At 71.2% G+C, this 26,459-nt stretch carries 22 protein-coding genes and 2 pseudogenes; 8 read left to right on the forward strand and 16 right to left on the reverse strand.

The features are described 5' to 3' along the window. Positions 1 to 113 precede the first annotated feature (113 nt). The 3 genes and pseudogenes from ACZ4LX_RS22685 to ACZ4LX_RS22695 all read left to right on the forward strand — a co-directional run bounded on the left by ACZ4LX_RS22685 (position 114) and on the right by ACZ4LX_RS22695 (position 3,293). The gene (locus ACZ4LX_RS22685) at positions 114 to 1,649 is read left to right on the forward strand and encodes an amino acid permease (RefSeq protein ID WP_467647991.1); all 1,536 of its coding nucleotides are present in this window, start codon (positions 114 to 116) and stop codon (positions 1,647 to 1,649) included. A gap of 90 nt (positions 1,650 to 1,739) precedes the next feature. Further along, positions 1,740 to 2,756: pseudogene (locus ACZ4LX_RS22690) on the forward strand (ADP-ribosylglycohydrolase family protein). Positions 2,757 to 2,846: 90 nt separating this feature from the next. Further along, a complete protein-coding gene (locus ACZ4LX_RS22695; protein ID WP_467647986.1) occupies positions 2,847 to 3,293 on the forward strand; it encodes an SPW repeat protein in 447 nt (148 codons plus the stop codon). A 108-nt stretch (positions 3,294 to 3,401) separates the two neighbouring features. On the opposite strand, the gene ACZ4LX_RS22700 is transcribed toward ACZ4LX_RS22695, so the two are convergent. Then, positions 3,402 to 4,130, reverse strand: a complete 729-nt coding sequence (locus ACZ4LX_RS22700; protein ID WP_467647981.1) for a TetR/AcrR family transcriptional regulator — start codon at positions 4,128 to 4,130, stop codon at positions 3,402 to 3,404. A 225-nt stretch (positions 4,131 to 4,355) separates the two neighbouring features. Between ACZ4LX_RS22700 and ACZ4LX_RS22705 the strand changes: the two genes are divergently transcribed. The 4 genes from ACZ4LX_RS22705 to atzF are packed head-to-tail and all read left to right on the forward strand — an operon-like array spanning position 4,356 to position 10,974. Then, entirely contained in the window at positions 4,356 to 5,180 is an 825-nt protein-coding gene (locus ACZ4LX_RS22705) for an urea amidolyase associated protein UAAP1 (RefSeq protein WP_467647978.1), read from the forward strand. After that, the gene (locus ACZ4LX_RS22710; protein WP_467647973.1) at positions 5,177 to 5,779 is read left to right on the forward strand and encodes an urea amidolyase associated protein UAAP2; all 603 of its coding nucleotides are present in this window, start codon (positions 5,177 to 5,179) and stop codon (positions 5,777 to 5,779) included. The genes ACZ4LX_RS22705 and ACZ4LX_RS22710 overlap by 4 nt, the downstream gene beginning before the upstream one ends. Beyond that, on the forward strand, positions 5,776 to 9,306 hold the full coding sequence (locus tag ACZ4LX_RS22715) for a 5-oxoprolinase/urea amidolyase family protein (protein WP_467647968.1): 3,531 nt from the start codon (positions 5,776 to 5,778) through the stop codon (positions 9,304 to 9,306). The genes ACZ4LX_RS22710 and ACZ4LX_RS22715 overlap by 4 nt, the downstream gene beginning before the upstream one ends. A gap of 12 nt (positions 9,307 to 9,318) precedes the next feature. Next, positions 9,319 to 10,974, forward strand: coding sequence for an allophanate hydrolase (gene atzF, locus ACZ4LX_RS22720; protein WP_467647964.1), 1,656 nt, complete (start codon positions 9,319 to 9,321; stop codon positions 10,972 to 10,974). 85 nt (positions 10,975 to 11,059) lie between these two features. Here the strand turns inward: atzF and ACZ4LX_RS22725 are convergent, their stop codons facing one another. The 12 genes from ACZ4LX_RS22725 to ACZ4LX_RS22780 form a co-directional block, all read right to left on the reverse strand. Then, the gene (locus tag ACZ4LX_RS22725) at positions 11,060 to 13,894 is read right to left on the reverse strand and encodes a DEAD/DEAH box helicase (RefSeq protein WP_467648121.1); all 2,835 of its coding nucleotides are present in this window, start codon (positions 13,892 to 13,894) and stop codon (positions 11,060 to 11,062) included. 76 nt (positions 13,895 to 13,970) lie between these two features. Beyond that, a complete protein-coding gene (locus ACZ4LX_RS22730) occupies positions 13,971 to 14,879 on the reverse strand; it encodes a diacylglycerol kinase (protein WP_467647959.1) in 909 nt (302 codons plus the stop codon). A gap of 17 nt (positions 14,880 to 14,896) precedes the next feature. Next, positions 14,897 to 15,853 (reverse strand): twin-arginine translocase subunit TatC, encoded by a 957-nt coding sequence (gene tatC / locus ACZ4LX_RS22735; protein WP_467647955.1) that lies wholly within the window; start codon positions 15,851 to 15,853, stop codon positions 14,897 to 14,899. A gap of 48 nt (positions 15,854 to 15,901) precedes the next feature. Next, positions 15,902 to 16,192 (reverse strand): Sec-independent protein translocase subunit TatA, encoded by a 291-nt coding sequence (gene tatA, locus ACZ4LX_RS22740; RefSeq protein ID WP_467648119.1) that lies wholly within the window; start codon positions 16,190 to 16,192, stop codon positions 15,902 to 15,904. A 226-nt stretch (positions 16,193 to 16,418) separates the two neighbouring features. Next, on the reverse strand, positions 16,419 to 16,616 hold the full coding sequence (locus tag ACZ4LX_RS22745) for a hypothetical protein (protein ID WP_467647949.1): 198 nt from the start codon (positions 16,614 to 16,616) through the stop codon (positions 16,419 to 16,421). Between the two features lie 62 nt (positions 16,617 to 16,678). Continuing rightward, positions 16,679 to 16,957 carry a hypothetical protein gene (locus ACZ4LX_RS22750; RefSeq protein WP_467647945.1) on the reverse strand — a complete coding sequence of 93 codons (279 nt, stop codon included), beginning with the start codon at positions 16,955 to 16,957 and terminating at the stop codon, positions 16,679 to 16,681. Between the two features lie 18 nt (positions 16,958 to 16,975). Then, entirely contained in the window at positions 16,976 to 17,932 is a 957-nt protein-coding gene (locus tag ACZ4LX_RS22755) for a helix-turn-helix transcriptional regulator (protein ID WP_467647942.1), read from the reverse strand. 13 nt (positions 17,933 to 17,945) lie between these two features. Continuing rightward, on the reverse strand, positions 17,946 to 18,899 hold the full coding sequence (locus ACZ4LX_RS22760) for a helix-turn-helix transcriptional regulator (protein ID WP_467647939.1): 954 nt from the start codon (positions 18,897 to 18,899) through the stop codon (positions 17,946 to 17,948). Between the two features lie 114 nt (positions 18,900 to 19,013). After that, positions 19,014 to 19,388 (reverse strand): FKBP-type peptidyl-prolyl cis-trans isomerase, encoded by a 375-nt coding sequence (locus tag ACZ4LX_RS22765; RefSeq protein WP_467647936.1) that lies wholly within the window; start codon positions 19,386 to 19,388, stop codon positions 19,014 to 19,016. A gap of 43 nt (positions 19,389 to 19,431) precedes the next feature. Beyond that, positions 19,432 to 20,388 carry an FKBP-type peptidyl-prolyl cis-trans isomerase gene (locus ACZ4LX_RS22770; protein ID WP_467647931.1) on the reverse strand — a complete coding sequence of 319 codons (957 nt, stop codon included), beginning with the start codon at positions 20,386 to 20,388 and terminating at the stop codon, positions 19,432 to 19,434. Positions 20,389 to 20,528: 140 nt separating this feature from the next. Further along, entirely contained in the window at positions 20,529 to 21,890 is a 1,362-nt protein-coding gene (gene pafA, locus ACZ4LX_RS22775; protein WP_467647926.1) for a Pup--protein ligase, read from the reverse strand. Between the two features lie 9 nt (positions 21,891 to 21,899). Beyond that, entirely contained in the window at positions 21,900 to 23,159 is a 1,260-nt protein-coding gene (locus ACZ4LX_RS22780; protein WP_467647922.1) for an MFS transporter, read from the reverse strand. Between the two features lie 132 nt (positions 23,160 to 23,291). Between ACZ4LX_RS22780 and ACZ4LX_RS22785 the strand changes: the two genes are divergently transcribed. Further along, positions 23,292 to 24,329, forward strand: a complete 1,038-nt coding sequence (locus tag ACZ4LX_RS22785) for a LacI family DNA-binding transcriptional regulator (RefSeq protein ID WP_467647918.1) — start codon at positions 23,292 to 23,294, stop codon at positions 24,327 to 24,329. Positions 24,330 to 24,418: 89 nt separating this feature from the next. On the opposite strand, the gene prcA is transcribed toward ACZ4LX_RS22785, so the two are convergent. The 3 genes and pseudogenes from prcA to ACZ4LX_RS22800 all read right to left on the reverse strand — a co-directional run. Beyond that, the gene (gene prcA, locus ACZ4LX_RS22790; protein WP_467647913.1) at positions 24,419 to 25,291 is read right to left on the reverse strand and encodes a proteasome subunit alpha; all 873 of its coding nucleotides are present in this window, start codon (positions 25,289 to 25,291) and stop codon (positions 24,419 to 24,421) included. A 60-nt stretch (positions 25,292 to 25,351) separates the two neighbouring features. Then, positions 25,352 to 26,197 carry a proteasome subunit beta gene (gene prcB / locus ACZ4LX_RS22795; protein WP_467647906.1) on the reverse strand — a complete coding sequence of 282 codons (846 nt, stop codon included), beginning with the start codon at positions 26,195 to 26,197 and terminating at the stop codon, positions 25,352 to 25,354. Continuing rightward, a pseudogene (locus ACZ4LX_RS22800) lies at positions 26,149 to 26,334 on the reverse strand (endonuclease domain-containing protein); the annotation flags it as partial. The pseudogene ACZ4LX_RS22800 and the gene prcB, both read right to left, overlap by 49 nt. Between the last annotated feature and the right edge of the window lie 125 nt (positions 26,335 to 26,459).

Below are 26,459 nucleotides of genomic sequence, written 5' to 3' on the forward strand. Positions count from 1 at the left end.
CCGCCGCGGGGCGTGAGCACTTCGGCCCCGCGCGGACACGGTCGTGTCACTCCCCCGAAACAGCGCGTCCCTAATTTCTGTCGCCCGACAGGAAATCGGCGACAGGGGCTGACATGACCGCCACCGCACCCACGGACCTACGACCGGATCCCACCGCAACCGGCCGGGGCGACCATGCGTCCCTGGCCGGTTTCGGCTACCGCCAGGAGCTGCACCGGTCCATGGGGCGCTACGCCTCGTTCGCCGCGGGCTTCTCCTTCATCTCCGTCCTCACGACCGTCTTCCAGTTCTTCGCCTTCGGCTACTCCTTCGGCGGCCCCGCATTCGTCTGGACCTGGCCGGCCGTGCTCGTGGGCCAGCTGCTGGTCGCCGCGTGCTTCGCCGAACTCGCCGCCCGCTACCCCCTGTCCGGGGCCGTCTACCAGTGGTCGACCCGGCTGAGCACTCCCGCCTTCGGCTGGTTCGCGGGCTGGATCATGGTGATCGGCCAGATCGTCGTGGTCGCCGCCGCCGCGCTCGCGCTCCAGGTGGTACTGCCGGCGATCTGGTCCGGCTTCCAGCTGGTGGGCGGGGATCCGGCGCCCACCACGTCGACGGGCGCCGCCAACGCCGCACTGCTCGCCGTGGCGCTGCTGGCCCTCACCACCACGGTCAACCTCCTCGACAACAAGGTCATGTCGGCGGTCAACAGGATCGGGGTGACGGCCGAGATCGCCGGAGCCGTTCTCATCCTGGTCCTCCTCCTCACCCACACCGAACGAGATCCGGGCGTCACCCTGCACAACGGCGACCAGGGCGGCGCGCTCGGGGCCATGCTGGTCGGTTCGTTCACCGCGGCCTATGTCCTGATCGGCTTCGACAGCGCGGGAGAGATGAGCGAGGAGACCCGCGCACCGCGCCGCACGGCCCCGCGCACGATCCTGCTCGCCCTGGCCTCGGCCGGGGTGCTGGGCGGGCTGCTGGTGCTCGCGGGCGTCCTGGCCGCGCCCGGCCTGACCGACGGACGGCTGGCCACGGAAGGGCTCTCGTACGTGCTGACCAGCAGCCTCGGGGACGGTGTCGGCCGGGTGCTGCTCGCCGATGTGGCGGTCGCCGTCGCGGTGGCCACGCTCGCGATCCAGACGTCCGGCTCCCGGATGCTGTTCTCGATGGCACGTGACGGGGTACTGCCCTGCTCCTCCCGGCTCGCCAAGGTCTCCCCGCGCACCGGAATGCCGGCCGCACCCGCCCTGTTCGTCGGCGCGGCAGCCGCGGCGCTCGGGCTGCTCAACCTGGCGTCACCGGAGGCGTTCCTGGCCATCGGCACCACCTGTATCGCGATGCTGTACCTGGCGTACGCCATGGTCACGGGCCCCATGCTGCTGCGTCGCCTGCGCCGCGTCCCGCTCTCCCCCGCCGGCGGACCGCTCCACGACGAGGCGGGCAAACCCCTCTTCTCGATGGGCCGTTGGGGACTTCCGGTCAACGCGCTGGCCTTCGCGTACGGAGCGGTGATGACCGTCAACCTGGCCTGGCCGCGGGCCGCGGTGTACGACCCGGCGGGCGGACACTGGTACTTCCAGTGGTTCACGGTGCTCTTCCTGGGGGCCACGGTGCTGCTCGGCGCCGCTTACCGCGCCTGGACGAAGCGGCCGTCACGGGCCGGCTGACGCAGCTTCGCCCCCACCGCACCCGGGCCGGCCGTCGGCCCGCCGGCGTCAGCCGACCGGTGCACCGATGCGCGTACGTACGCTGCCTCCATGAACTCCCTGAGCAGGCAGGACCGGGCAGCAGGTGCGGTGGTCGGGTCGGCGGTCGGCGACGCGCTGGGGGCCCCGTTCGAGTTCGGTCCGGCGGGCGTCTGGACGGCCCGCTTCCCGGACGGTGTCGGCACGATGTGCGGCGGCGGTGGATGGGATCCGGGTGAGGCGACGGACGACACGCAGATGGCCGTACTCGTCGCGGAGTCCCTGCTGGAGCGCGACGGCCTGGACCTTCCCGATGTGTTCGACCGGTTCCGGCGGTGGGCGGCCGGCGAGCCGAAGGACATCGGGCTCCAGACGGAGGCCGTCCTGACCGGCGGTGACCCGTGGGACACCGCCGCCGCACTGCACTTCCAGATCAACGGCCGGGCGGCGGGCAACGGTTCACTGATGCGCGCCGCCACCTCCGCCGTCTACTTCGCCCGGCCGAGTGCCCGGCCGGACGCCGGGCCGGACGCCGGGCCGGACGCGGACACCCGGGCCGCGACCGCGGCGGCCGCCCGCAGGATCGCCGCCCTGACCCACGGCGACCGCGCGGCCTGGGAGGGCACCGCGGTGCTGCACGAGCTGATCCGGGTGGCGCTCAACGGGGACGACCCGCTCGCCGCCGTCCCGGACGCCCTGGCCGCCGTCCACTCTGATCACCGGGAGCGCTGGGCCACCGTGCTCGCGCCCGGCTGGCATCCGGACCTGGCGACGGAGTTCAACGGCGCCGTGTGGCCCTGCCTGGGCACGGCTCTGTAGGCGCTGCGCACGACAGGGTCGTACGAGGACGCGCTGGCCTCGGCGATCGACGTGGGCGGCGACACCGACACGGTGGCGGCGGTGGCCGGGGGGCTGGCGGGGGCGGTGTACGGATTCGGGGCGATCCCGGCGCGCTGGACCGGGCCCCTGCACGTCCCGCTGCCCGGGTACGGCGGACGCGTACTGCGTACGCCGGAACTCGTCGCCCTGGCGAGACGGCTGGACCACCGCGAGACCGATGCGGTTCCTGCGGATATCCGGCCGCACTGAATCGACACATAAAGGGCATATAAGGGCACAATGGCAGAGCAGGCCGCTTGTCGCACCATCCGGCGGCCGGAACCGAAGGAGACGACCCTCATGTCAAACGTCTCGCACACCGGCCATGACATGGCCGGACACCCCGACGTCTCCGAAATGCGCGACCGCTACGACCGCATCATGGGCGGCCGCGATGTGGCGCTCGTGGACGGACCGGTGTTCCTGGTCGGTCTGTACTGCGCCGTCTCGCCCTGGGTGCTCCACTTCACCACCTCCCAGAGCTCCCTCGTCACCCACAACCTGGTCATGGGCATCGCAATCGCCGTACTGGGACTGGGATTCACCGTCATGCCCCAGCGGATGTACGGCCTGAGCTGGGCCATCTGCGCCATGGGCGCATGGATGATCATCTCGCCGTGGGTGGTGGGCAGCAGCCCGGACACGGGCGTCGTGCTCAACAACGTCATCATCGGCGGCCTGACCGTCCTGCTGGGGCTGGTCTGCGCGGGCGCCTCGATGAGGAGCGAGGCAGGCCACCGCACCTAGAACCCGTCCGCACGTCCCCGCGTCCGGACGCGGCACCTCCGTCCCGTCCGGCAGAAGGGACCATCACCGCCGGTCGGTCCGCGGAACGCGGACCGGCCGGCGCCGCGTTCACCCCCCGGGTCCGGGTCCGGCCCCGGCCCGCGCCCCGCCGCCCCCATCAGCCCCACCGGCCCTGTCAGCCCCGCCGCCCCCACCTGCCCCACAGCCCACGATCCGGAGCGCCGCATCCGCCGTGGCCGCCGCGAAGGTCTCCGTCGCCCGCCCCGGCCCCGACAGATGCACCAGGATCACGCCCTCGATCAGCCCGAAGACGAGGTCGGCACGGAGCCGCGCCTCGTCCGCGCCGAGCGCCGCGCCCGCCTCGGTGGCGGCCAGCAGCTCCCCGTACGCGGACCGCAGCTCCGCCCGCACCCGGTGGAAGTCCGCGAACCGCTCGGCCCGCACCTCCGGCAGGACGTACAGCGCACCCAGGTTGTACGGGCCCCCGCAGAGCAGCGCCACATCGGCCCGGCACAGTTCCCACAGCCGGTCCTCGGCCGGCCTCGACCCGTCCGCGAGGAGCCTTACGGCGAGCGCGAGCGACGGGGTGACCGTGGACTCGAGGAGCGTCGCGAGCAGATCCTCCTTGCCCGCCACGTAGTGGTACATCGTCGCCTGCCGCATGCCCGCGCGTTCGGCGACCGCCCGGGTGGTGGTCGCCGCGTATCCACGGGTGGTGAACAACTCGGCTGCCGCCGCCAGCAGTTCCTCCCGGGCGGACAGCCCGCTGTCCGGTCGCTGAGTGGCGCGCGGCCGGCCGACCCGGCGCCCGCCGCCGGTACCCGAGGTGCTGGACATGGGCCGATCGTCGCACATCCCCGCCCGCCACGATCTTCGTGAGCTGTCGGTAACTCCCGCGCAACGAACGGGCAATGGGCGTGAATCCCCGGCGCCCTAATTTCTGTCGGGCGACAGAAACATCCCGACGGGGACACCCCGACGGGACACCCCGACAGAAACGCCCGACAGAGACATCCCGACAGCGAACATCCATCGGCAACACGTCGAGCCGGAGGCCGAGCCATGGCGACAGCGACAGCGACAACACACGGAGCCCGGGACCACGCACGCGCCCAGGGCAGCGCCCGTACCGGGACCATGCCCGTGGTGCCCGCCACCGACTGGCCGGGCGAGGTCCCCGCACCACCGGTCTGGGCCGAGACGGTCGCGGGCGGCAACTACACGCACCGGGTCCTGGCGCGCGGTACCGAGCTGCGGCTCACGGACCTCACCGGCGACGCCTGCGCCCATCTGCTGCTGTACGCCGACGGCCGGCCCTGGGAGCGGATCAACACGGCGGACACCGTCAAGGTCCAGTGGAACGCCTATCTGCGGGCCGGCCGGCTGCTCCTCTCCGACCAGGGACGGGTGCTCGCCTCGGTGACCGCCGACTCCTCGGGCCGGCATGACGCGCTGTGCGGCACCTCCACGCTGCGGCGGAACACCGAGCGGTACGGCGACGGCACCCCGCAGTCGCCCTCCCCCGCCGGCCGCGAGCTGCTGAAGCTGGCCGCCCTGAAGAACGGGCTGGAGCCGCGCGACCTGCCGCCGTCGCTCTCCTTCTTCCAGGGAGTGCGGATCGGCGAGGACGGCACCACGGAGTTCACCGGCTCGGCGGGGGCGGGCACCGCCGTGACCTTGCGCGCCGAGCAGGACCTGACCGTGCTGATCGCGAACGTCCCGCACCCGCTGGACCCCCGCCCCGCCTACACCTGCACTCCGCTGGAGGTACTGGCCTGGCGCGCACGGCCGACCGCTCCGGGTGATGCCCTCTGGGACGCCACGCCGGAGGGCCGCCGCGCCTTCCTCAGCACACTCGGTTTCCTCACCGCCCGGGGGCTCGCATGACCACCACCGCCATCCCCGCCCGCGCGGCCTGGTCCGCCACCGTCCGGGCGGGTGAGCACCTCACCCTCACGGACCTCCACGGCAACCAGGCGGTGGACTTCCTGGTGTACGACGCCCACGACACGGCGGTCCGCTACAGCGCCCCCGACACGATCCAGGCCGGCGGCTCCGTCTTCCTCACCACCGGCAGTGTGCTGATGTCGAACGAGCACACCCCGCTGATGACAGTCACCGAGGACACCTGCGGCCGCCACGACACGGTCGGCGGCGCCTGCTCCAAGGAGTCCAACACCCTGCGCTACGGCCATCACACCTGGTCCCAGCACGCCTGCGTGGACAACTTCCTGGCCGAGGGATCCCGGCACGGGCTCGGCAAACGCGATCTGGTGTCCAACATCAACTGGTACATGAACGTGCCCGTGGAACAGGACGGCACACTCGGCATCGTCGACGGAATCTCCGCACCCGGGCTCAGCGTCACCCTGCGGGCCGACACCGATGTGCTCGTACTGATCTCCAACTGCCCGCAGATCAACAACCCCTGCAACGGCTTCGAGCCGACAGCGGTGTCGGCGACCCTCACCGGGACGGGCCGATGACCTTCGACACGCTGCTCATCGCCAATCGCGGCGAGATCGCCGTCCGCGTCATCCGTACGGCCCGCCGTCTCGGTCTGCGTACGGTCGCCGTCTTCTCCGACCCGGACCGGTCGGCCCCCCACGTCCGGCTCGCCGACGAGGCGGTACGGCTGGGCCCCGCGCCCGCCAAGGAGTCCTACCTGGACGCCGACCAGGTACTGAAGGCGGCCAAGGACACCGGGGCCGGGGCCATCCACCCCGGCTACGGATTCCTCTCCGAGGACGCGGAGTTCGCCCGGCGCTGCGAGGACGCCGGGATCGTCTTCGTCGGGCCGACCGCCGCCCAGCTGGAGCTGTTCGGCGCCAAGCACACCGCACGCGCGGCGGCCGAGGCCGCGGGCGTGCCGCTCGCCCCCGGGACCGGGCTCCTGCCCGATCTGCCGTCGGCGCTGGCCGCCGCGGAACGCATCGGCTATCCCGTCATGCTGAAGGCCACCGGTGGCGGAGGCGGCATCGGCATGTCGGCCTGCGGGTCGGGCCCCGAGCTCGCCGACGCCTGGGAACGGGTGCAGCGTGTCGCCGCCGCGTCGTTCTCCTCGGCGGGGGTCTTCCTGGAACGCCTGGTGGAGGACGCCCGCCATGTCGAGGTGCAGGTGTTCGGCGACGGGCACGGCCGGGTGGTGACGTTCGGCGACCGCGACTGCTCCCTCCAGCGCCGCAACCAGAAGGTCATGGAGGAGGCCCCGGCCCCCGGCCTCCCCGACCGGATCCGCGCCCGGCTGACCGCCTCCGCGCGGGAGCTGTGCGCCTCGGTCGGCTACCGCTCGGCCGGAACCGTGGAGTTCGTCTACGACGCCGCACGCGCCGAGGCGTACTTCCTGGAGGTCAACACCCGTCTCCAGGTCGAGCACCCCGTCACGGAGGAGATCCACGGCGTCGACCTCGTCGAGTGGATGCTGCGCCTGGCCCAGGGCGAAACCGGGGTCGTACGGCAGCCGGACGCTCCGCACGGCCACGCCGTGGAGGCCCGGGTCTACGCAGAGGACCCCACCCGTGACCACCGCCCGGGTGCCGGTCTGCTCACCCGGGTCGACTTCCCCCGGGGCGAGGGCCTGCGGGTGGACAGCTGGATCGAGACGGGCACGGAGGTGACGACGGCGTACGATCCGATGCTCGCCAAGGTCATCGCGTACGGCACCGACCGTGCCGAGGCCCTGGCCAGGCTGGACGCGGCCCTCGCCGGCACCCGTATCGACGGCATCGAGACCAACCTCGGTCTGGTCCGGGCGGCGCTGGCCGACGACCGGGTCCGTGAGGCGACGCACTCCACGGCCACCCTCGCCACGCTCGCCGACCCGACGCCCCGGATCGAGGTGGTCTCCGGCGGCACGCTCACCACCGTGCAGGACTGGCCCGGCCGCACCGGCTACTGGCAGGTCGGCGTGCCACCGTCGGGCCCCATGGACGACCTGTCCTTCCGGCTGGGCAACACGGCCCTCGGCAACGTCCCGGGCGCCCCCGGCCTGGAGTGCACCCTCCAGGGCCCCACGCTCCGCTTCACCCGTCCCACGACCGTGTGCGTCACCGGCGCCCCCGCTCCGGTGACCGTCGACGGCTCCCCGGCCCCGCAGTGGGAGCCGCTGACCGTCCCGGCCGGATCCGCGCTGGCGATCGGCGCACCGGCGGAGCACGGGCTGCGCACGTACGTCCTCTTCGCCGGCGGCGGTCTGGACGTGCCGGAGTTCCTGGGCAGCGCGGCCACGTTCACGCTGGGCGGCTTCGGCGGACACGGCGGCCGGGCCCTGCGCACCGGCGATGTCCTGCACGGCGGCGCCCGCGAACCGGCGGCGCTCCCCGTACCGGTGGCCGAACGGCCCCGGTTCACGTCGGGCTGGCACATCGCCGCGGCCGAAGGCCCGCACGCGGCACCGGAGTTCTTCACCGAGGAGGACATCCACGACTTCTACGCGGCCGACTGGAAGGTCCACTTCAACTCGGCCCGCACCGGCGTCCGCCTCATCGGTCCGAAGCCCCGCTGGGCGCGGGCGGACGGCGGCGAGGCGGGGCTGCATCCGTCCAACATCCACGACACGCCGTACTCCGTGGGCGCGGTCGACTACACCGGCGACATGCCCGTGCTCCTGGGCCCGGACGGCCCCTCGCTCGGGGGATTCGTCTGCCCGGCGACGGTGGTGACGGCCGAACGCTGGAAGCTGGGCCAGCTGAGGCCCGGCGACACCGTCCGCTTCGCACCGGTGACGGTGACCGGCGAGCCGCGCGCGGAGATCGTCGACGGCGGCATCCTGTACCGCGACGACGTTCTCACCTACCGTCGCAGCGGTGACGACAACGTCCTGGTCGAGTACGGGCCGATGCAGCTGGACCTGGCCCTGCGGATGCGCGTCCACGCCCTCATGGAGGCGCTGACGAAGGCGGCCGTTCCCGGCATCACCGGTCTGACTCCCGGCATCCGCTCGCTCCAGATCCAGACGGACCCCGCCGTTCTCGGTCAGACCGCGCTGCTGGACCTGCTCCACCGCACCGAGCGGGCGCTCCCGCCCACCGACGCCCTGACCGTCCCTTCCCGCACCGTGCATCTCCCGCTGTCCTGGGACGATCCGGCGACCCGTGAGGCCATCGCCCGCTACATGGCCGGGGTCCGGGACGACGCGCCGTGGTGTCCGTGGAACATCGAGTTCATCCGCCGGGTCAACGGCCTGGACACGGTCGCCGACGTGTACCGCACGGTGTTCGACGCCGAGTACCTGGTGATGGGTCTGGGTGACGTGTACCTCGGCGCACCTGTGGCCACCCCGCTGGACCCGCGCCACCGCCTCGTCACCACCAAGTACAACCCCGCCCGCACCTGGACCGCGGAGAACTCCGTCGGCATCGGCGGGGCCTACCTCTGCGTCTACGGAATGGAGGGGCCCGGCGGCTACCAGTTCGTCGGCCGCACCACCCAGGTCTGGTCGGGCTGGCAGCAGCGCGGCGCCTTCGAGCCGGGCTCGCCGTGGCTGCTGCGGTTCTTCGACCGCATCAAGTGGTATCCGGTGGAGGCCGACGAACTCCTGGACCTGCGCGCGGACCTCCTCTCCGGCCGCTTCGTCCCCCGGATCGAGGAGGGCGAGTTCTCACTGGCCCGGTACGAGGAGTTCCTGGCCCATCACGCGGACTCGATCGCCGAGTTCCGTGCCCGCCAGGGCGCGGCGTTCGCCGCCGAGCGCGAGGCGTGGGAGGCGGCGGGCGAGTTCGCGCGGGCCGACGCCGCCGACGCACCGGCGCCGCCCGCCGCCGAGGTGACCGTGCCGCAGGGCGGCCGGCTGGTGGAGGCCGAGTTCGCGGCCTCGGTCTGGCAGCTGAACGTGGCCGAGGGCGACACCGTGACGGCAGGTCAGCCGCTGCTGGCGCTGGAGGCGATGAAGATGGAGTCCCGGGTGCACGCCCCGGCGGACGGCGTGGTGGACCGGATCCTCACCCGGCCGGGCGCCCAGGTCGAAGCGGGCACGGCTCTGGTGACTCTCGCCCCGCCCACCCGTACGAACTGAGGAGCACCCCCGATGTCCCACCCCACGCTCACCCGGGTCCGCGCCGCGTACGCCCGTATCGAGGCGGTGGACCGCCCGGAGATCTGGATCGGCCTGCGTCCGCAGGCCGATCTGGAGAAGGAGGCCCATGCCGTCGGAGCCCGTCTGGCAGCGGGCGAGTTCCTGCCCCTGGCCGGCCGTCTGCTGGCCGTCAAGGGCAACATCGACGTGGCCGGGCTGCCCACCACGGCGGGCTGTCCCTCCTTCGCGTACGAACCCGCCGCGGACGCCCCCGCCGTGGCGCGGCTGCGCGCCGCCGGTGCTCTGGTGATCGGCACGACGAATCTCGACCAGTTCGCCACGGGACTGGTCGGCACCCGCTCCCCGTACGGCGCGGTCCGCAGTGCCGTTGCCCCCGATCGCGTCAGCGGCGGTTCCAGCTCGGGTTCGGCGGTCGCCGTCGCGCTCGGCATCGCGGACCTGGCGCTCGGTACGGACACGGCGGGCTCCGGCCGGGTGCCGGCGGCGTTCAACGGCATCGTGGGCCTGAAGCCGACGCGCGGTCTCGTCCCGGCCGACGGCGTGGTCCCCGCCTGCGCGAGCCTGGACTGTGTCACCGTCTTCGCCCGTACGCTCCCCGAGGCGGAGTCGGCACTGGCCCTGATGACGGCCCCCACCGCCCACCCCGTCCCCGCCCCCGTCCCCGCCCGTGTCCCGGGCCCGTGGCGGATCGCGGTGCCGTCCGTGGAACAGCTGGGTGAACTGGACCCGGGCTGGGCGGACGCCTACACGTCCGCGGCGGCCCGGTTCCGCGCGGCGGGTGCCGTCCTGCTGCCCGTCGATCCGGCCCCGTTCACGGAGGCGGCGGCCATGCTCTACGAGGGCGCGTTCGTCGCGGAGCGCTACACCGCGGTGGGCGCGTTCGTCGACAGCGGCCCCACGGACCTGGACCCCACGGTGGCGGGCATCATCACCGCGGCCCGGGACGTCCCGGCGCACCGCCTGTTCGCGGACCGGGACCGGCTGGCTCGGCTCCGCGCCTCGGCCGAGGCCGCACTGGGCGACGCGGACGCGCTGTTGCTTCCCACGGCGCCCGGCCACCCCACGCTCGCCGAGGTGGCGGCCGACCCGCTGGGCGCGAACGCCCGGCTCGGCAGGTTCACCAACTCCACCAATCTGTTCGACCTGTGCGCGGTGGCGGTACCGGCGGGTGAGGTGGCCGGCCTGCCGTTCGGCGTGATGCTGATCGGCCCGGCCCACACGGACGAACGCCTGGCGCGGATCGCCGCGCTGCTGACCCCGCCCGTCCGCATCGCGGTGGCGGGCGCCCACCTGACCGGCGAGCCGCTCAACCCGCAACTCCTCCATCTGGGCGCCCGTCTGATCCGTACGACGACGACAGCACGCGTCTACCGTCTGCACGCCCTGGCGACCACGCCGCCCAAGCCGGGCCTGGTCCGCACGGACGAGGGCGGCGCCGCCATCGAGACGGAGATCTGGGAACTCCCGGCCGAGGGGCTGGGCGCCCTCACGGCAGCCCTTCCGCACCCCATGGTGCTGGGCCGGGTGGACCTGTCGGACGGCACGACGGCCCCGGGCTTCCTGTGCGAGCCCTACGCGGTGGAGGGGGCGGAGGACATCACGGAGCACGGCGGCTGGCGCGCCTACAGATCAAGCCGCCCCGCCTGACCGCCCGTGCTCCAGGGCATGGGAAGGCCACCGGAAGACGAGAAGGGGTGCGGCGGGGCAACAGCGCCGCCGCACCTCCTCCCGCTCACCCCACGGAGCTGTAGGCCACAACTCCCCGCAACACCTCGTCGACAGCCTTCCGCGCGTTCCGCCCCACCGAACTCCCCTCACGCGGAGCCGCGGCGGCGACCTGCCCCAGCACGTCGATCACCTGCTTGCACCACCGCACGAAGTCCCCCGCCGGCATCTCCGCCTCGCGCAGCACCTCGTCCAGCGTCCGGCCGGAGGCCCACATGTACACCGCCCAGGCGAATCCGAGATCGGGTTCGCGCTGTCCGACCCCCTCTGCCTGATTGATCTTGAAGTCCTCCTCCAGGGCGTCGAGCCGCCCCCAGATCCGGACCATCTCGCCCATCGCGGTCTTCGCCGGTCCGGAAGGCAGCTTCGGCGCCACCGCGTCGTCCGACTGCCGCGCCTCGTACACCAACGCCGAGACGCACGCGGCGAGTTCGGCAGGGTTCAGCCCCTCCCACACACCCGCACGCAGGCACTCGCTCGCCAGCAGGTCGAGCTCGCCGTACAGCCGGGCCAGGCGCCGTCCGTGCTCGGTGACCTCGCTGCCCCGCAGATAGTCGAGCTCGGTGAGCAGGGCCACGATCCGGTCGAAGGTGCGGGCGATGGTGTTCGTCCGCCCCTCGATGCGGCGCTCCAGCTGCTGGGTGTCCCGCTGCAACCGGTGGTACCGCTCGGCCCACCGCGCGTGGTCCTCGCGCTGGTCGCAGCCATGGCAGGGGTGGGCCCGCAGCTCGGCCCGGTAGCGCGCGATCTCGCGGTCGTCGGCCGCGACGGCACGCTCGCGCCGATGACGGTCGGGGACGATGTGCCCGGCCTTGGTCCGCAGCGCGGACGCCAGATCGCGGCGCGACTGCGGGGAACGCGGGTTGAACGACTTCGGGATCCGCATCCGCTCCAGCGCCTCCACCGGCACCGGGAAGTCGATCGAGGCCAGCCGCTTGACCTGGCGCTCCGCCGTCAGCACCAACGGCCGCGGCCCGTCGTGGTATTCGAGCCCGCGGTGCCCGTTCCCATGGGTCCGCCCGGCCGGAGGCCCCGGGTCCAGGACGAGCGCGAGTCCGGCGAACTTGCCGGTCGGCACATGGATGACATCGCCCGGCTTGAGCTTCTCCAGGGACGCCGCAGCCGCCGCCCGCCGCTGCGAGGCCCCCTGCTTGGCGAGCTCCGTCTCCCGGTCCTTGAGGTCGCGGCGCAGCCGCGCGTACTCCTCGAAGTCACCGAGGTGGCAGGTCATTCCCTCCTTGTAGCCTTCCAGGCCCTCCTCGTTCTTCTGGACCTGGCGGGAGATCCCGACCACCGAGCGGTCCGCCTGGAACTGGGCGAAGGAGGTCTCCAGCAGCTCACGGGAACGGTGCCGCCCGAACTGCTGGACCAGGTTGACGGCCATGTTGTACGAGGGGCGGAAGCTGGAGCGCAGCGGGTACGTACGCGTGCCCGCGAGTCCGGCCAGCGCGCCCGGGTCCATGCCCCGCTGCCAGAGCACCACCGCATGGCCCTCGACATCGATGCCGCGCCGGCCGGCCCGGCCGGTCAGCTGGGTGTACTCGCCGGGGGTGATGTCGGCGTGCTGCTCGCCGTTCCACTTGACGAGTTTCTCCAGGACCACCGAGCGCGCGGGCATGTTGATGCCGAGCGCGAGGGTCTCCGTCGCGAAGACCGCCTTCACGAGCCCGCGCACGAAGAGCTCCTCGACGACCTCCTTGAAGGTCGGCAGCATCCCGGCGTGGTGCGCGGCGATGCCCCGCTCCAGGCCTTCGAGCCACTCGTAGTACCCGAGGACGTGCAGGTCCTCGGTGGGGATGGACGCCGTGCGCTGCTCGACGATCTCCCGGACCAGCCGGCGCTTGTCCTCGTCGTTGAGCCGCAGCCCGGCGTGGAGACACTGCTGGACGGCGGCCTCGCAGCCGGCCCGGCTGAAGATGAAGGTGATGGCGGGCAGCAGTCCCTCGGCGTCCAGCCGGTCGATGACCTCGGCCCGCGACGGTGTCCAGATCCGGCTGCGCTGGCGCCGCTCGCGCTCGCGGTCCGCCTCGCGCACCATCTTCCCGCGGCGGCGTTCACGCGGGTTGTATCCGCGCTGGTTCTCCATGCGGGCGAGCCGGACCAGGTCGGGGTTGACCTCACGGCGTCCGGACCCGCGGCCGCCGTGGTCGCTCTCCTCCTCGAAGAGGTCGTACATCCGGCGGCCGGCCAGCACATGCTGCCAGAGCGGCACCGGCCGGTGCTCGGAGACGATCACCTGGGTGTCGCCCCGGACGGTGTCCAGCCAGTCGCCGAACTCCTCCGCGTTGGACACGGTCGCCGACAGCGACACCAGGGTGACGGATTCGGGGAGGTGGATGATCACTTCCTCCCACACGGCGCCCCGGAAGCGGTCGGAGAGGTAGTGCACCTCGTCCATCACCACGTAACCGAGGCCGTTCAGCGCCTGGGAGCCCGCATACAGCATGTTCCTCAGCACCTCGGTGGTCATGACGACCACCGGTGCGTCGGCGTTGACGCTGTTGTCCCCGGTCAGCAGGCCCACCTGGTCCGCGCCGTAGCGCTTGACCAGGTCGGCGAACTTCTGGTTGGACAGGGCCTTGATCGGCGTGGTGTAGAAGCACTTGCGGCCCTGGGCCAGCGCCAGATGCACGGCGAACTCGCCGACGATCGTCTTGCCCGAGCCGGTCGGGGCCGCGACGAGCACACCCTTGCCGGCTTCCAGCGCCGTGCAGGCCTCGATCTGATAGGGGTCCAGATCGAACTCGTACATCTCGCGAAACGGCCCGAGCGCGGTCGCCTGCTCGGCGGCTCGGATCCGGAAGGCCTGGTATCGCTCAGCTGGTGAGAGGTCCTCTGTCATCTTGTCCACGAGCCTACCCGCCCCCTCTGACAGTGACGCGATCTTTATCGCGGCCGCCGGCCCGTGCGCGAAAGCGTCAGAGGCGCGCGGGAGGACCGGCCCCCAGCACCCGGGCCGCACCGGGTACACAGGTGGCGGTCAGCGGGAGCGGGCCGAGCGGCTCACCGTCCGCGTACGCGGTGACACCGACCGCTTCGAGAGAGATCGAGGACACCCGGTGCGTGGTGACGACGGGGTGACCGAGGTGCGTCCCCTTGTACACCTTCGGGAAGACCCTGAGGAGAGTGGTGCGGCTGCAGGCGCCGACGACGGTCACGTCGAAGAGGCCGTCGTCCATGACGGCGTCCGCGCAGATCCGCATGCCGCCACCGTAGGCCGACCCGTTGCCGACGGCGATGAGCGTCGCCTCGATCTCCCGCATCGGTCCGCCGTCCAGGCCGATGCGGTACGTGAGGGGCTTGAAGGCGGCGAGCTCGGCGAGGATCGCCAGGTCGTACTTGAACCGGCCGCCGACCCAGCGCATCCGGTTGCCCCGGTCGTTGACGCGGGAGTCGAAGCCGGAGGCGAGCACGGACCCGAACCAGCGCTCACCGGCCCGGCCGAGGTCGATCTCGCGGACGGCACCGCCCTTGAGCGCCGCGGCGGCCAGCCGTCCCGCCGCCGCGGGGTCCCTGATCGGCAGGCCGAGAGCGCGGGCGAAGTCGTTGCCGGTACCGACGGCGACGACACCGAGCGGGGTCAGGGTTCCGGCGACCGCCTGGAGGGCGAGGGACATCATCCCGTCGCCGCCGACGGCTATGAGCGCGCCCGTCCCCCCGGCCACGGCCTCGCGCGCCCGCCGCAACGCGTCGTCGGCGTCCTCGCCGAGGACCGTACGGACGGAGAATCCTGCGTCCCGCAACGCGGAAGCGGCCGGCTGCGCGGCGTGCGCGCCCCGGCCGCGTCCTGCGGTGGGATTGACGAAAAGGGTGATCTCGCTGGTCACCCGGGGACCCTACAAGGTCAGGTGATGTCGTCGTAACCGGTTCGCCGGCCCGATCGTCCGCCGTCCTGTTCCCCGTCCGCCTGGGTGGGCAGCGAGGGCGACACATTCTCCATGTCGCCGATGTCCTCGGGCGTGAGGTCAAGCTGCGACGCCTCGTCGTCGTCGAGCTCGGCGTCGGGGTTGTTGAGACGCCTGCGCCGGTCGTTGGCGAGGCAGATACCGAGCGCGAGGAAGTAGAGCAGCACGATCGGCGCGGCCAGCACCACCATCGTCAGCGGGTCGCCCGTCGGGGTGGCGACCGCGGCGAAGATCGTGATGCCCATGATCATGGCGCGCCACCAGGAGCCCAGCCGTTTGGCGGTGAGCACTCCGGTGAAGTTCAGCAGGACGAGCAGCAGTGGCAGCTCGAAGGCCAGGCCGAACACGATCACCATGCGCGTGACGATGTCGAGGTAGTCGTCGACGGGCAGCAGGTTCGTCGTGTTGTCCGGTGTGAAGTCGAGCAGCACCGCCGCGGTCTGCGGCATCAGGACGTACGCGAGCGCGGCGCCCACGAGGAAGAGCGGCACACCGGCACCGACGAAGCTCAGCGCGTAGCGCTTCTCGTGCTTGTGCAGACCCGGGGCCAGGAACGCCCAGAGCTGGTAGAGCCAGACGGGAGTGGAGAACACCACACCCGCCATGAGGGAGACCTTGAGGGCGATGGAGAACGGAGCGACCAGACCGTTCACCGTCATCTCGGCACACGGCTTGCCGTTGGTCTGCAACTTCCGGCCGTCGGTGCAGCCGACCGACTTCAGGATGGGCCGGATCAGGAAGTCGATCACGTCCTGGTAGAAGAAGGCCGTGACCGACGTGATCACGATGACCGCCACGACCGCGATCAGCAGTCGGTTACGCAACTCACGCAGGTGATCAGCGAGGGGCATCCGCCCCTCGCCGTCCTTCTCCTGCTTGCGGGCAGACTTGAGCAACCCACTTCCCTCGTCTCGTGCGGCAGCTGTCGGGGGACCCGTCAGCTATCAGCTCTGGGTGGTGGGCTTTGCTTCGTTCACCGGGCGGGAGCTCGTCACGTCACCGGGAGCGGCCTGGATCGTGCGCGCCGCGGCGGGCTGCTGAGCACCCTGGTCGGCAGCCGTGTCCGCGGGGGCCGCCGGCTCGTCGTCCTTCTTCATCGCCTTGGCCTCGCTCTTGAGGATGCGGGCCGACTTGCCGAGGGAACGGGCCATGTCGGGAAGCTTCTTGGCACCGAACAACAGCAGGATGACAGCGATGATCAGAACGATCTCGAGAGGCTTCAGATTGCCCATGATGTGCTTCCTTCTCGCTGAGGCGGCTGGAGGTGGGCTCGCTGCCCTTGGGCCGGACACACGTCCGACCATTTCGCTGGGAGCGATCGTAACCCGCGGGAGTAAACGCGAGGCAATGCCTAGGCATACTTTGATGCGGCCCGCGCCTCCTGCCAGGGCCGTTACCAGCAGCGTACCCCTCGCTCCCAGGAAAGAGGAGGCCGCGCCCGTCCGGAGCGAACAGCCCCCGCTATCGCAGGGTTTCGCCCGTGGCGGCAAGATCGGTGGCCGCGCGCTCAAGGTCCTCGGCGGCCCGGTTGATGCGCTCAGTGGTACGCGTCACCTGGCGGCCGAGGCGCTGGGCCTCGATGAAGACCTTGACGGCCAGCACACCCAGGACGGCGATGCCGAGAAATCCCAGGGCGATGGCGAGCATGGGCCAGAACATGCGCAGAGCCTCGATGTGTCTAGTGTCCGACGGTCCGGAGACCGAAGGTCCGAAGTGGTGAGTCAGGCACCGGTGTGCAGGCGCAGCGTCCGCACGCCGCCGCCGGTGAGGAGTTCCACTATCCGCTCCCCCGCGGGTCTGCGGACGGACGCGTGGCACGCGGGGCAGGTGAAGGAGTAGAACGTGGTCCGGCTGCTCGCGCCGATCGCGAGACGGAACTCCGCCGCCGCGAGTTCGAACCGCACACGGCACTCCGGACAGGCGGCCTTGAACCGTACGGATTCGGGAACGACCACGGTCGGCACGACGGAAACATCCGACACTACAGACATATGGGTCATATCTCCTCGGGCATCCCCTCAGGCCTGGCCGTCGTACGCGGCGAGCGCCGCCCGGGCGGCGGCCCGTGCGCTCCTCGCCAGCGCCGGCGGCGAGACGATGCGCCCCTCCCCGCCGAGCCTCAGCGCGAGCCTGCGCAGCGATGCCGGGTCGGGGGTGCGCAGAGTGATCCGCAGCCCTCCGTCGGGCATTTCCTCGGCGCTGTCGTGCGGGTAGTACTCGGCGACCCAGCGTCCGCCGGGACCGACCTCGACCACCACCTCCGGGTCCTCGGCGGCGGGCTGCACCAGCCCCTCCGACAGGTCCCGGAGCTCCAGCTCGGGCGGCGCGGCCGGCTCGTCGAGCAGCCGGATCTCGGCGACCCGGTCGAGGCGGAACGTACGCCGGTCCTCGGAGGACCGGCACCAGGCCTCCATGTAGGTGTGACCGACGGCGAACAGCCTGATCGGGTCCACCTCACGCTCGGTCAGCTCGTCGCGCGCGGGCGAGTAGTAGCGCAGCCAGAGCCGGCGGCGTTCGGAGATCGCCCGGTCCACGTCGGCGAAGACGCCGCCCTCGGACTCGAAGGTGACCGAGAGCCGGGAACTGGCCGCCCCGACCTCACCGGCCGCGGTCTCCAGCTTGGCGGTGGCCCGCAGCAGCGCCTGGCGGTCGCTCTCGCGCAGTCCGGGCAGCGTCGCGACGGCGCGGGCGGCCACCAGCAGGGCCGTCGCCTCGTCGGCCGCCAGCCGCAGGGGCTCGGCGACGTCGTCCGGGTTGTGCCACCAGATGCGGTCGCCGTCGGTGTCGATGTCCAGCAGGTCGCCGCCGCGGAAACTCGTCCCGCACATGGGCAGGACGTCGAGGTCCGAGATCAGCTCGTCCTCGGTGATCCCGAAGGCCCTCGCCACGTCCTGGACATGGGCGCCGGGGCGCTCACGCAGATACGTCACCAGGGAGAGCATCCGGCGGGTCTGGTCGATGGCGTTCGTGGCCATGAATACGGTCCCCTCAGTCCTTGGCCACGGCGCGCAGCCGGTCCACCACGTCGGCCCGCAGATCCGCGGGTTCGGTCACGACGACGTCCGGACCGAACTCGACGAGCCAGGCATCCAGACCGTGTCCGTACGGAATCTCCAACTCCTCCCACCCGTCGCCGAGTTCCCGGACCGATATCGCACGGGCACGCAGCGGGTAACCGGAGCCGGTGCGCAGCCTGATCAGCGCGGTGCGCGTCGCCGTCTCACCCGCCCAGCTCTCGACCGTCTCGCGGACGGTGACCACGTCGGGCACCTCTGCGGTGAAGGCTCCGGCCCGCGAACGCACCTTGCCCGAGATCCGGGAGAGCCGGAACACCCGTTCCGCCCCCCGCCCCCGGTCCCAGCCCGCCAGGTACCAGTGGCCGCGCCAGCACTCCAGCGTCCAGGGTTCGACCTGGCGCTGCTCGGGGCGGGCGGCATTGGCCTTGCGGTAGTCGAAGGTCACCGGCCGGCGGTCGCGGCAGGCCAGCATCAGCGGCTCGAACGCGGCCTCATGGACGGGGATACGGGGTTCCAGCGCACTGTGCACCTCGTACGCGTCCTCCGCCTCCGGCATGCCCGCGGCCCGCAGCTTCTGCAGGGCTCCGCTGGCGGCGCCGGCCAGCCGGGCCTGCTGCCAGACCTTGGCGGCCAGTCCGAGGGCCGCGGCCTCCTCGGCGTCCAGGGTGATCGGAGGGAGCCGGTTGCTGTCGCGACGGGCGAGGTAGCCGGTGTCGCCGTCCAGGTTCTCCACGGTCTCGATGACCAGACCGAGCTCGCGCAGATCGTCCTTGTCGCGCTCGAACATCCGGTTGAAGGCGTCGTCCGATCCCGCTTCGAGGTAGGCCTCGATGGAACCGCGCAGTTCGCGCTTGCTGAGCGGGCGCCGGGTCCCCAGCAGACACAGCGCCAGGTTCATCAGCCGCTCGGCCTTGGCAATCGCCATCGACGCCCTTTCTGTTTTGCTCTACGACCCTCGACCGTACCGCTCCGGGGTGTCCGGACAAAAGCGAGGGCCCGTGCCTTGTGGCACGGGCCCTCGGAGCGCACGGGCGCGGGGTCAGACGGCGATCAGGTCGCAGACGAAGATCAGCGTCTCGCCCGGGGCGATCGCGCCGCCGCCGGCACCGCGGTCGCCGTACGCGAGGTGCGCGGGGATGGTCAGCTGGCGACGGCCGCCGACCTTCATACCCTGCACGCCCTGGTCCCAGCCCTTGATGACCTGGCCGGCACCGAGCTGGAACTGGAGCGGATTGCCGCGGTTCCAGGAGGCGTCGAATTCCTCACCGGTGGAGAAGGACACGCCCACGTAGTGGACGGAGACGGTCTGGCCGGCCTTGGCCTCGGCGCCGTCGCCCTCCCAGATCTCCTTGATCTCCAGGTCGGCCGGCGGCTCGCCACCCGGGAAGTCGATCTCGGGCTTCTCGATGCTCACTGACTTGCTCCTCTAAATGATGAACTGGGCAACCGGGACAGTCTTACATCTTTGCCAGGATGTCCACGGCGAAGACGAGCGTGGAGTTCGCGGGGACGGACTGCTGCGCCTTGTCACCGAGACCCTGGTCCGGCGGGACGACGAGCAGCACACGGCTGCCGATCTTCTTGCCGATCAGACCGTTCTTGAGTCCCTTGAGGGTGACCTGGGCGAGCGGGAAGGAAGCGGTCTTGCCCGTGGTATAGGTGTTGTCGAACTCCTTGCCGTCCTTCCACAGCTTGGCCACGTAGTTCACGACGACCGTGTCGGTCTCCTTGACGACCTCGCCCTTGGACTCCAGGACGTAGTTGGAGACCAGCTTCTTGGGCGGAGCGACCTTGCTGGGGATCGTGAGGGTCGGCGCCTTGCCGTCGGTGTTCGTGCCCACCTTCGGCAGGTCGGCGTTGTCCTGGGCGACCGGGGTGCCCTCGGCGGAGGCCGGGATCTGCTTGGCCTTCAGGATGTCGACGACGAAGACGAGAGTGGCGTTCGCCTTGATGTCGCCCTGGCCCTGCGCGCCGTAGCCGAGGTCCGGCGGGATGACGAGCTCGACCCTGCTGCCGACCTTCTGGCCCACCAGGCCCTTGTCCCAGCCCTGGATGACCATGCCGGCGCCGAGCGTCAGATCGAACGGCTGCTTGCGGTCGAAGCTGTTGTCGAACGGCTTGTCGGAGTCCCAGGCCTGGCCCAGGTAGTTGACCTGGATCGCGTCGCCGTTCTTGAGCGTGGCGCCGTCACCCTCACTGACGACCTTGGTCTTCAGCTCTGTGGGCGGCGTTCCCGTGCCCTTGGCCAGGGTGGGCTTCTCGCCGAACTTCGCCCCAGCCGTGATGGCGGGGAATCCGCCCTTCGTGGAGGCGGACGCGGAGGCGGAAGCGGAGTCGGAGCCCTTGTCGTCGCTGCCGCAGGCCGCTGACAGCAGCAGCAGGGGGACGACGAGAAGGCCGGCAATTCGGCGCACTGGTTCCTCAGATCTCAGACGACACATTGGTTGGGACACAGCCCAGGGGGCCCCCGACACTCTAGGGCGTGCGCAGGGCCCCGTACGAGGAACGTACGGGGCCCGAGTCGCACACGCGCCGAGGCGCGTCCCGCGCCGGCTCACATACCCGCGATCAGCTTCTCCACTCGGTCGTCGACGGATCGGAACGGGTCCTTGCACAACACCGTGCGCTGCGCCTGGTCGTTGAGCTTGAGATGGACCCAGTCGACGGTGAAGTCCCGCCGCTGCTCCTGGGCCCGCCGGATGAAGTCGCCCCGCAGCCGCGCCCGGGTCGTCTGCGGGGGCACCGACTTGCCCTCGAAGATCTTCAGGTCGTTGCAGATGCGGGCGGCCTGGCCCTTGCGTTCCAGCAGGTAGTACAGGCCCCGGCGGCGGTGGATGTCGTGGTAGGCGAGGTCTATCTGAGCGACTCGCGGGTTCGACATGGTCATGTTGTGCTTGGCCCGGTACCGCTCGATGAGCTTGTACTTCATGACCCAGTCGATCTCGGTGCCGATCCGGTCGAGTTCCTCGGCCTCGATCGCGTCGAGCGTACGGCCCCACAGTTCGAGGACCCTCTCGACGTTGCCCGTGCGGATGCCGCGGCGGTCCACGAAGTCCACGGCCTTCTCGTAGTACTCGCGCTGCACCTCTATGGCGGACGCCTCACGACCGCTGGCGAGGCGGACCTTGCGCTGCCCCGTGATGTCATGGCTGACCTCACGGATCGCCCGGATCGGGTTCTCCAGGGTCAGATCCCGCATCACCGTGCCCGCCTCGATCATGCGGAGCACCAGATCGGTCGCGCCGACCTTGAGGAGCATGGTCGTCTCGGACATGTTGGAGTCGCCGACGATGACGTGGAGGCGGCGGTAGCGCTCCGCGTCCGCGTGCGGTTCGTCCCGGGTGTTGATGATCGGACGTGAACGCGTCGTCGCGGAGCTGACGCCCTCCCAGATGTGCTCGGCACGCTGGCTGACGCAGTAGACCGCGCCCCGCGGGGTCTGCAGCACCTTGCCGGCGCCGCAGATCAGCTGCCTCGTGACGAGGAAGGGAATGAGGATGTCCGCGAGCCGGGAGAATTCTCCGTGCCGGGCCACGAGGTAGTTCTCATGGCATCCGTAGGAGTTTCCTGCCGAGTCGGTGTTGTTCTTGAAGAGATAGACGTCGCCCGCGATTCCCTCCTCGTGCAGGCGGCGTTCGGCGTCGACAAGCAGGCCTTCGAGAATGCGCTCGCCGGCCTTGTCGTGAGTGACCAGTTCGGTCAGGTTGTCGCATTCGGGGGTTGCATATTCCGGATGCGATCCCACGTCGAGGTAGAGGCGGGCGCCGTTCCGCAGAAAGACATTGCTGCTGCGGCCCCATGACACAACACGGCGGAAGAGGTAGCGCGCCACTTCATCAGGAGACAGTCGGCGCTGTCCCCTGAACGTGCACGTGACGCCGTACTCGTTCTCCAGCCCGAAAATGCGGCGGTCCATGACTGAACATTACGCCTGATGGCCCGAGCTGAAACCGGGTTCGACGGCACCGTTTCGATCATTTTCCGATCCTCGCACCGCGACAGCACTACGCCCGGGAACTGCGAGGACCTTTCCGGTCGCCAGCAGAACGAGCAGAGCGGCCACTCCACCGGCCCCCGCGACGGCGAAACTCCACGCGGTCCCGCCCAGCTCCACGGCAGGGCCCGCCACAGCCGTCCCCGCCGCCGCGCCCACCCCGAACGTCGTCACCAGCCAGGAGAAGGCCTCCGTCACCGTGCCCCGCGGGGCGTGCCGGTCGACCACGATGAACGAGCAGGCGATGGCCGGCGCCAGGAACACCCCGGCCACCGCTGCCAGCACGGTCATCGCCACCACTCCCGGAGTCAGCACCAGCGGGAGGTAGCCCAGCGCCAGCAGCGCCACGATCACCCGGAGTCTGCGCTCGGGAGGTCCCGCCCACCGGCGCGCCCCGTACACCGTCCCGCCGATCAGCGCGCCGAGCCCCAGGGCCGCCATCAGCCAGCCGTAGACGGACTCCCGGCCCTGGTCGTCGGCGTACGCCACGCCCGCCACCGTGATGGACCCCAGCGCCAGTCCTACGAAGAAGAAGGAGCCGAGCAGCGCCAGCAGCCCGGGGGAGCGCAGTGCCCCCAGCCAGTGCGCCTCGCGCGGCGCGGAACGCCAGGCCCTGGACGGCTCGGACAGGACGACGGAGAGCGCCCCCAGGACACCTATCGCGTTGATGACGAGCAGCGCGGCGGCCGGTGACCAGAGGGACACCAGCACGGTGACCAGGAGCGGCCCCACCGTGAACATGACTTCCTGCGCGACGGCGTCCATGGCGTACGCGCGGTGCACCCGGTCCTCGCTGCCGAGGATGCTCGGCCACAGGGCCCGCAGGCCGCCCTCCAGAGGCGGGGTGAACAGTCCGGCCACGGCCACGGCCGCGTAGGCGAGCGGCAGCCGTCCGAGGCCCGTCACGGCGAGCAGGACCATGCCGAGGGCCGACAGGGCTGCGGCGGGCAGCTGGACGCGCGGCTGGCCGTACAGGTCCACGGCGCGGCCCAGCAGCGGCTGTCCGACCGCCGTGCCCAGCCCGTACACCGCGGCGAGCGCGCCCGCGAGGGCGTAGCTGCCCCCCTCCGCACGGGTGAACAGCACGATCGCGATGGGGGCGGTGCCGTTCGGCAGCCTCCCCACCAGGGTGCCCGTCAGCAGCCGGGCGGCATGCCGCGCCCGGAGGATGTCCAGATATCCCGCGGCCATGTCCCGCCCTCTCCTTGGAGCGCCCTTCCGGACACACGAGGTTTTACGTATAACTTCGAGGCTCATACGTACCATGAGCCCAGCCCGCGGGTCCACCGCACGGCGCCTGCCCAGACCGGCCCGGAGGCCCGAGTGACCAGCCCAGCCCCACCCGGCCCGCCACGGCCCACCAGCCGCGATGTGGCACGGGCCGCCGGGGTCTCCCAGGCCACCGTCTCCCTGGTCCTCGGTGACAAATGGCGCGGCCGGGTATCCGAGACCACCGCCGCACGGGTCCGTGACGCCGCCCGCGGCCTGGGCTACCGGCCCAACCTCGCGGCCCGCAATCTCCGTCTCGGCCACACCAGGACCGCTCTGCTCGTCGTCCCCGCCCTCACCAACGAGTTCTTCGCCCGGGTCTACACCGGCGCCGCCGCAGTGGCCGCCGAGCACGGCTTCGGCGTGGTCCTGTACCCCTCACCCGACGGCACGGGCCCGGCCAGGGACCCCTTCGCATCGGCTCGCGCCGCCCTCGACGGGGTGATCGCCTCGTCCATGGCCGCCGACGCCCTCGCCGCCCTGCACGGCGCCGGCGTCCCTCTGGTCATGCTCGACAGCGATCCCTCGGCGCCGGGTCCCGCCGCCCGGGTCAACCTCGACATCGCCGACGGGATGCGCCAGGTGACGGAGCATCTGCTCGCCCTCGGCCACCGCCGCTTCCTCCATCTCGCGTCGGCCATCGACACGTGGACGTTCGTGGTCCGCGCCCGCGCGCTCCACGCCACCCTGAGCGGTGTCCCCGGTACCGATGTCCGTTCCGTCGCGGCAGCGCTGGACGTACGCTCCGGCCGCGAGGCGGCGGAAGGCGCACTGGCCCTCCCCGGACCCCGCCCCACCGCCATCGTCTGTGACGACGACATCCTGGCCGCGGGCGCCTGCAAGGCCGCCCGGCGGCTCGGGCTGCGCGTTCCGGACGACCTCTCCGTCACCGGCTTCGACGACCTGGCGCTGGCCACGGCCGTCGAACCCGAGCTCACCACCGTGCAACTGCCCGCCGAGCAGGTCGGCGAGCGCGGCATGAACGCGCTGCTGGCCGTACTGGACGGCAGGCCGGCCGAGCCCGGCAGCCTGCCGGTACAGCTGGTCGTCCGAGGCTCCAGCGCACCTCCGCCCGACCACAGCACCGCATGACCACCGCACCTCCGCACGACCACCGCACCGCATGACCGTGCCCCGGCCCGCCGAGAGGCGGACCGGGGCACGAAGACCGGCAGAGCCGGCTACTCCACGTCGCCGCCCGAATCGGTGGAATCCCGGGATTCACCGGCATCGGAGGTCTCCGGGGCGGCCTTCTTCTCGCTCGCCGCGCCGGTGTCCGCCGCGGACGCCGAGTCGGTCGCGCCCTCGCCGTCCTCCGCGTCCGAAGGGGCGTCCGTCGGCGTCGAACCGGCGCCGTCCGCCTCCAGCAGCCGCGCCAGCTGCCGGCCGACGATCCGCTTGAACTTGCGCTGCTGCGGCCTCGTACGGTCCAGGACCGCGACCTCCAGCCGCTCCGCGGGAATCTCCCGCTCGCTGCCGCTGGGGTCACGGGACAGCGCCTGCACCGCCAGCTTCAGCGCCTCGGCGAGGGACATGCCGTCACGGTGGCGCTGGTCCAGGAAAGTGCTGATCTGTTCGGCGTTGCCGCCGACCGCGACCGAGCCGTGCTCGTCCACGATCGAGCCGTCGTGCGGCAGCCGGTAGATCTGGTCGCCCTCGGGCCCGGCACCGACCTCGGCGACCACCAGCTCCACCTCGTACGGCTTCTCGGCCGCGCTGGAGAAGATGGTGCCGAGCGTCTGCGCGTAGACGTTCGCCAGTCCTCGCGCCGTCACATCGTCGCGGTCGTAGGTGTATCCGCGCAGATCGGCGTAGCGCACTCCGCCGATGCGGAGATTCTCGTACTCGTTGTACTTTCCGGCGGCGGCGAAACCGATCCGGTCATAGATCTCGCTGAACTTGTGCAGCGCACGGGACGGGTTCTCGCCGACGAACACAATGCCGTCGGCGTACTGCAGCACAACCAGGCTGCGACCACGGGCGATGCCCTTCCGGGCGTATTCCGCCCGGTCGGCCATGGCCTGCTGAGGTGAGACATAGAACGGCGTCGACACCGGCTATCCGTCCCTTTCTGTCAGTGGCAGGAGCATCGAAGAAGCCTCGGAAACGGACGGTCAGAGCAGCGCGGCGCGCGGGCCGTCGGGCTGTTCCAGCCGGCGTTCCAGAATCGAGCGCGCGATCTCGGAGGATTCCGTCGCGGTGAGCTTCCGGAAGCCCTCGTCGGTGATGACGGTGACGATCGGGTAGATACGACGGGCCACGTCCGGGCCGCCGGTCGCCGAATCGTCGTCCGCGGCGTCGTACAGCGCCTGCACGACCAGGGTGAGCGTCTGCTCCTCCGTCAGATCCTCTCGGTAGAGCTTCTTCATCGCGTTGCGGGCGAAGATCGAACCGGAGCCGGTCGACGCGTACCCGTGCTCCTCGGAACGGCCGCCGGTGACGTCGTAGCTGAAGATCCGGCCCCGCTCGCGGTCGACGTCGTAACCGGCGAAGAGGGGCACCACGGCGAGACCCTGCATGGCCATCGCCAGATTGCCCCGGATCATCGTGGAGAGGCGGTTCGCCTTGCCCTCCAGCGAGAGCTGCGCCCCCTCGACCTTCTCGAAGTGCTCCAGCTCCAGCTGGAAGAGCTTGACCATCTCCACGGCCAGCCCGGCCGTACCGGCGATACCCACCGCCGAGTACTCGTCGGCCGGGAAGACCTTCTCGATGTCGCGCTGCGCGATCATGTTGCCCATGGTCGCCCGCCGGTCACCGGCCAGGACGACGCCGCCGGGGAAGGACGCCGCCACGATCGTGGTGCCGTGCGGCGCCTCGATCGCCCCCTGCAGGGGCGGCAGCTGCCGGTTGCCCGGGAGCAACCCGGGCGACTGGTCGGACAGGAAGTCCATGAACGAAGAGGACCCGGGCGTCAGGAAGGCAGCTGGTAGACGCCCGGTGCTACGAGTGTTGGCTTCCACGCGTTTCCCTCCAGGTAAGCGATGGCCCTGCGGTAGGTGTCAGGATCATCTCCCAACTTGCCTGCGGCCGAATTGCAGTTGAAGCACCGTATGCCACGGACCCTACCCGTCCGGCCGGGGTGATCCACATGTGTGGCGCAGGTATTCGGACCGATCGCGATCCGTGCCCGCGGTCGTGGGGGGGGGGGGGGGGGGGGGGGGGGGGGGGGGGGGGGGGGGGGGGGGGGGGGGGGGGGGGGGGGGGGGGGGGGAGGGGGCGCTA

The sequence above is a fragment of the Streptomyces sp. NPDC026062 genome (assembly GCF_055568375.1).

What these genes read in the sequence shown, in the direction of transcription:
- ACZ4LX_RS22745 (WP_467647949.1), bottom strand. Translation starts at nt 16,616, where the DNA reads ATGTTCTGGCCCATGCTCGCCATCGCCCTGGGATTTCTCGGCATCGCC.
- ACZ4LX_RS22760 (WP_467647939.1), bottom strand. Translation starts at nt 18,899, where the DNA reads ATGGCGATTGCCAAGGCCGAGCGGCTGATGAACCTGGCGCTGTGTCTG.
- ACZ4LX_RS22685 (WP_467647991.1), top strand. Translation starts at nt 114, where the DNA reads ATGACCGCCACCGCACCCACGGACCTACGACCGGATCCCACCGCAACC.
- ACZ4LX_RS22725 (WP_467648121.1), bottom strand. Translation starts at nt 13,894, where the DNA reads ATGACAGAGGACCTCTCACCAGCTGAGCGATACCAGGCCTTCCGGATC.
- ACZ4LX_RS22700 (WP_467647981.1), bottom strand. Translation starts at nt 4,130, where the DNA reads ATGTCCAGCACCTCGGGTACCGGCGGCGGGCGCCGGGTCGGCCGGCCG.
- ACZ4LX_RS22710 (WP_467647973.1), top strand. Translation starts at nt 5,177, where the DNA reads ATGACCACCACCGCCATCCCCGCCCGCGCGGCCTGGTCCGCCACCGTC.
- atzF (WP_467647964.1), top strand. Translation starts at nt 9,319, where the DNA reads ATGTCCCACCCCACGCTCACCCGGGTCCGCGCCGCGTACGCCCGTATC.
- ACZ4LX_RS22750 (WP_467647945.1), bottom strand. Translation starts at nt 16,957, where the DNA reads ATGACCCATATGTCTGTAGTGTCGGATGTTTCCGTCGTGCCGACCGTG.
- ACZ4LX_RS22755 (WP_467647942.1), bottom strand. Translation starts at nt 17,932, where the DNA reads ATGGCCACGAACGCCATCGACCAGACCCGCCGGATGCTCTCCCTGGTG.
- ACZ4LX_RS22715 (WP_467647968.1), top strand. Translation starts at nt 5,776, where the DNA reads ATGACCTTCGACACGCTGCTCATCGCCAATCGCGGCGAGATCGCCGTC.
- ACZ4LX_RS22705 (WP_467647978.1), top strand. Translation starts at nt 4,356, where the DNA reads ATGGCGACAGCGACAGCGACAACACACGGAGCCCGGGACCACGCACGC.
- ACZ4LX_RS22695 (WP_467647986.1), top strand. Translation starts at nt 2,847, where the DNA reads ATGTCAAACGTCTCGCACACCGGCCATGACATGGCCGGACACCCCGAC.
- pafA (WP_467647926.1), bottom strand. Translation starts at nt 21,890, where the DNA reads ATGGACCGCCGCATTTTCGGGCTGGAGAACGAGTACGGCGTCACGTGC.
- ACZ4LX_RS22780 (WP_467647922.1), bottom strand. Translation starts at nt 23,159, where the DNA reads ATGGCCGCGGGATATCTGGACATCCTCCGGGCGCGGCATGCCGCCCGG.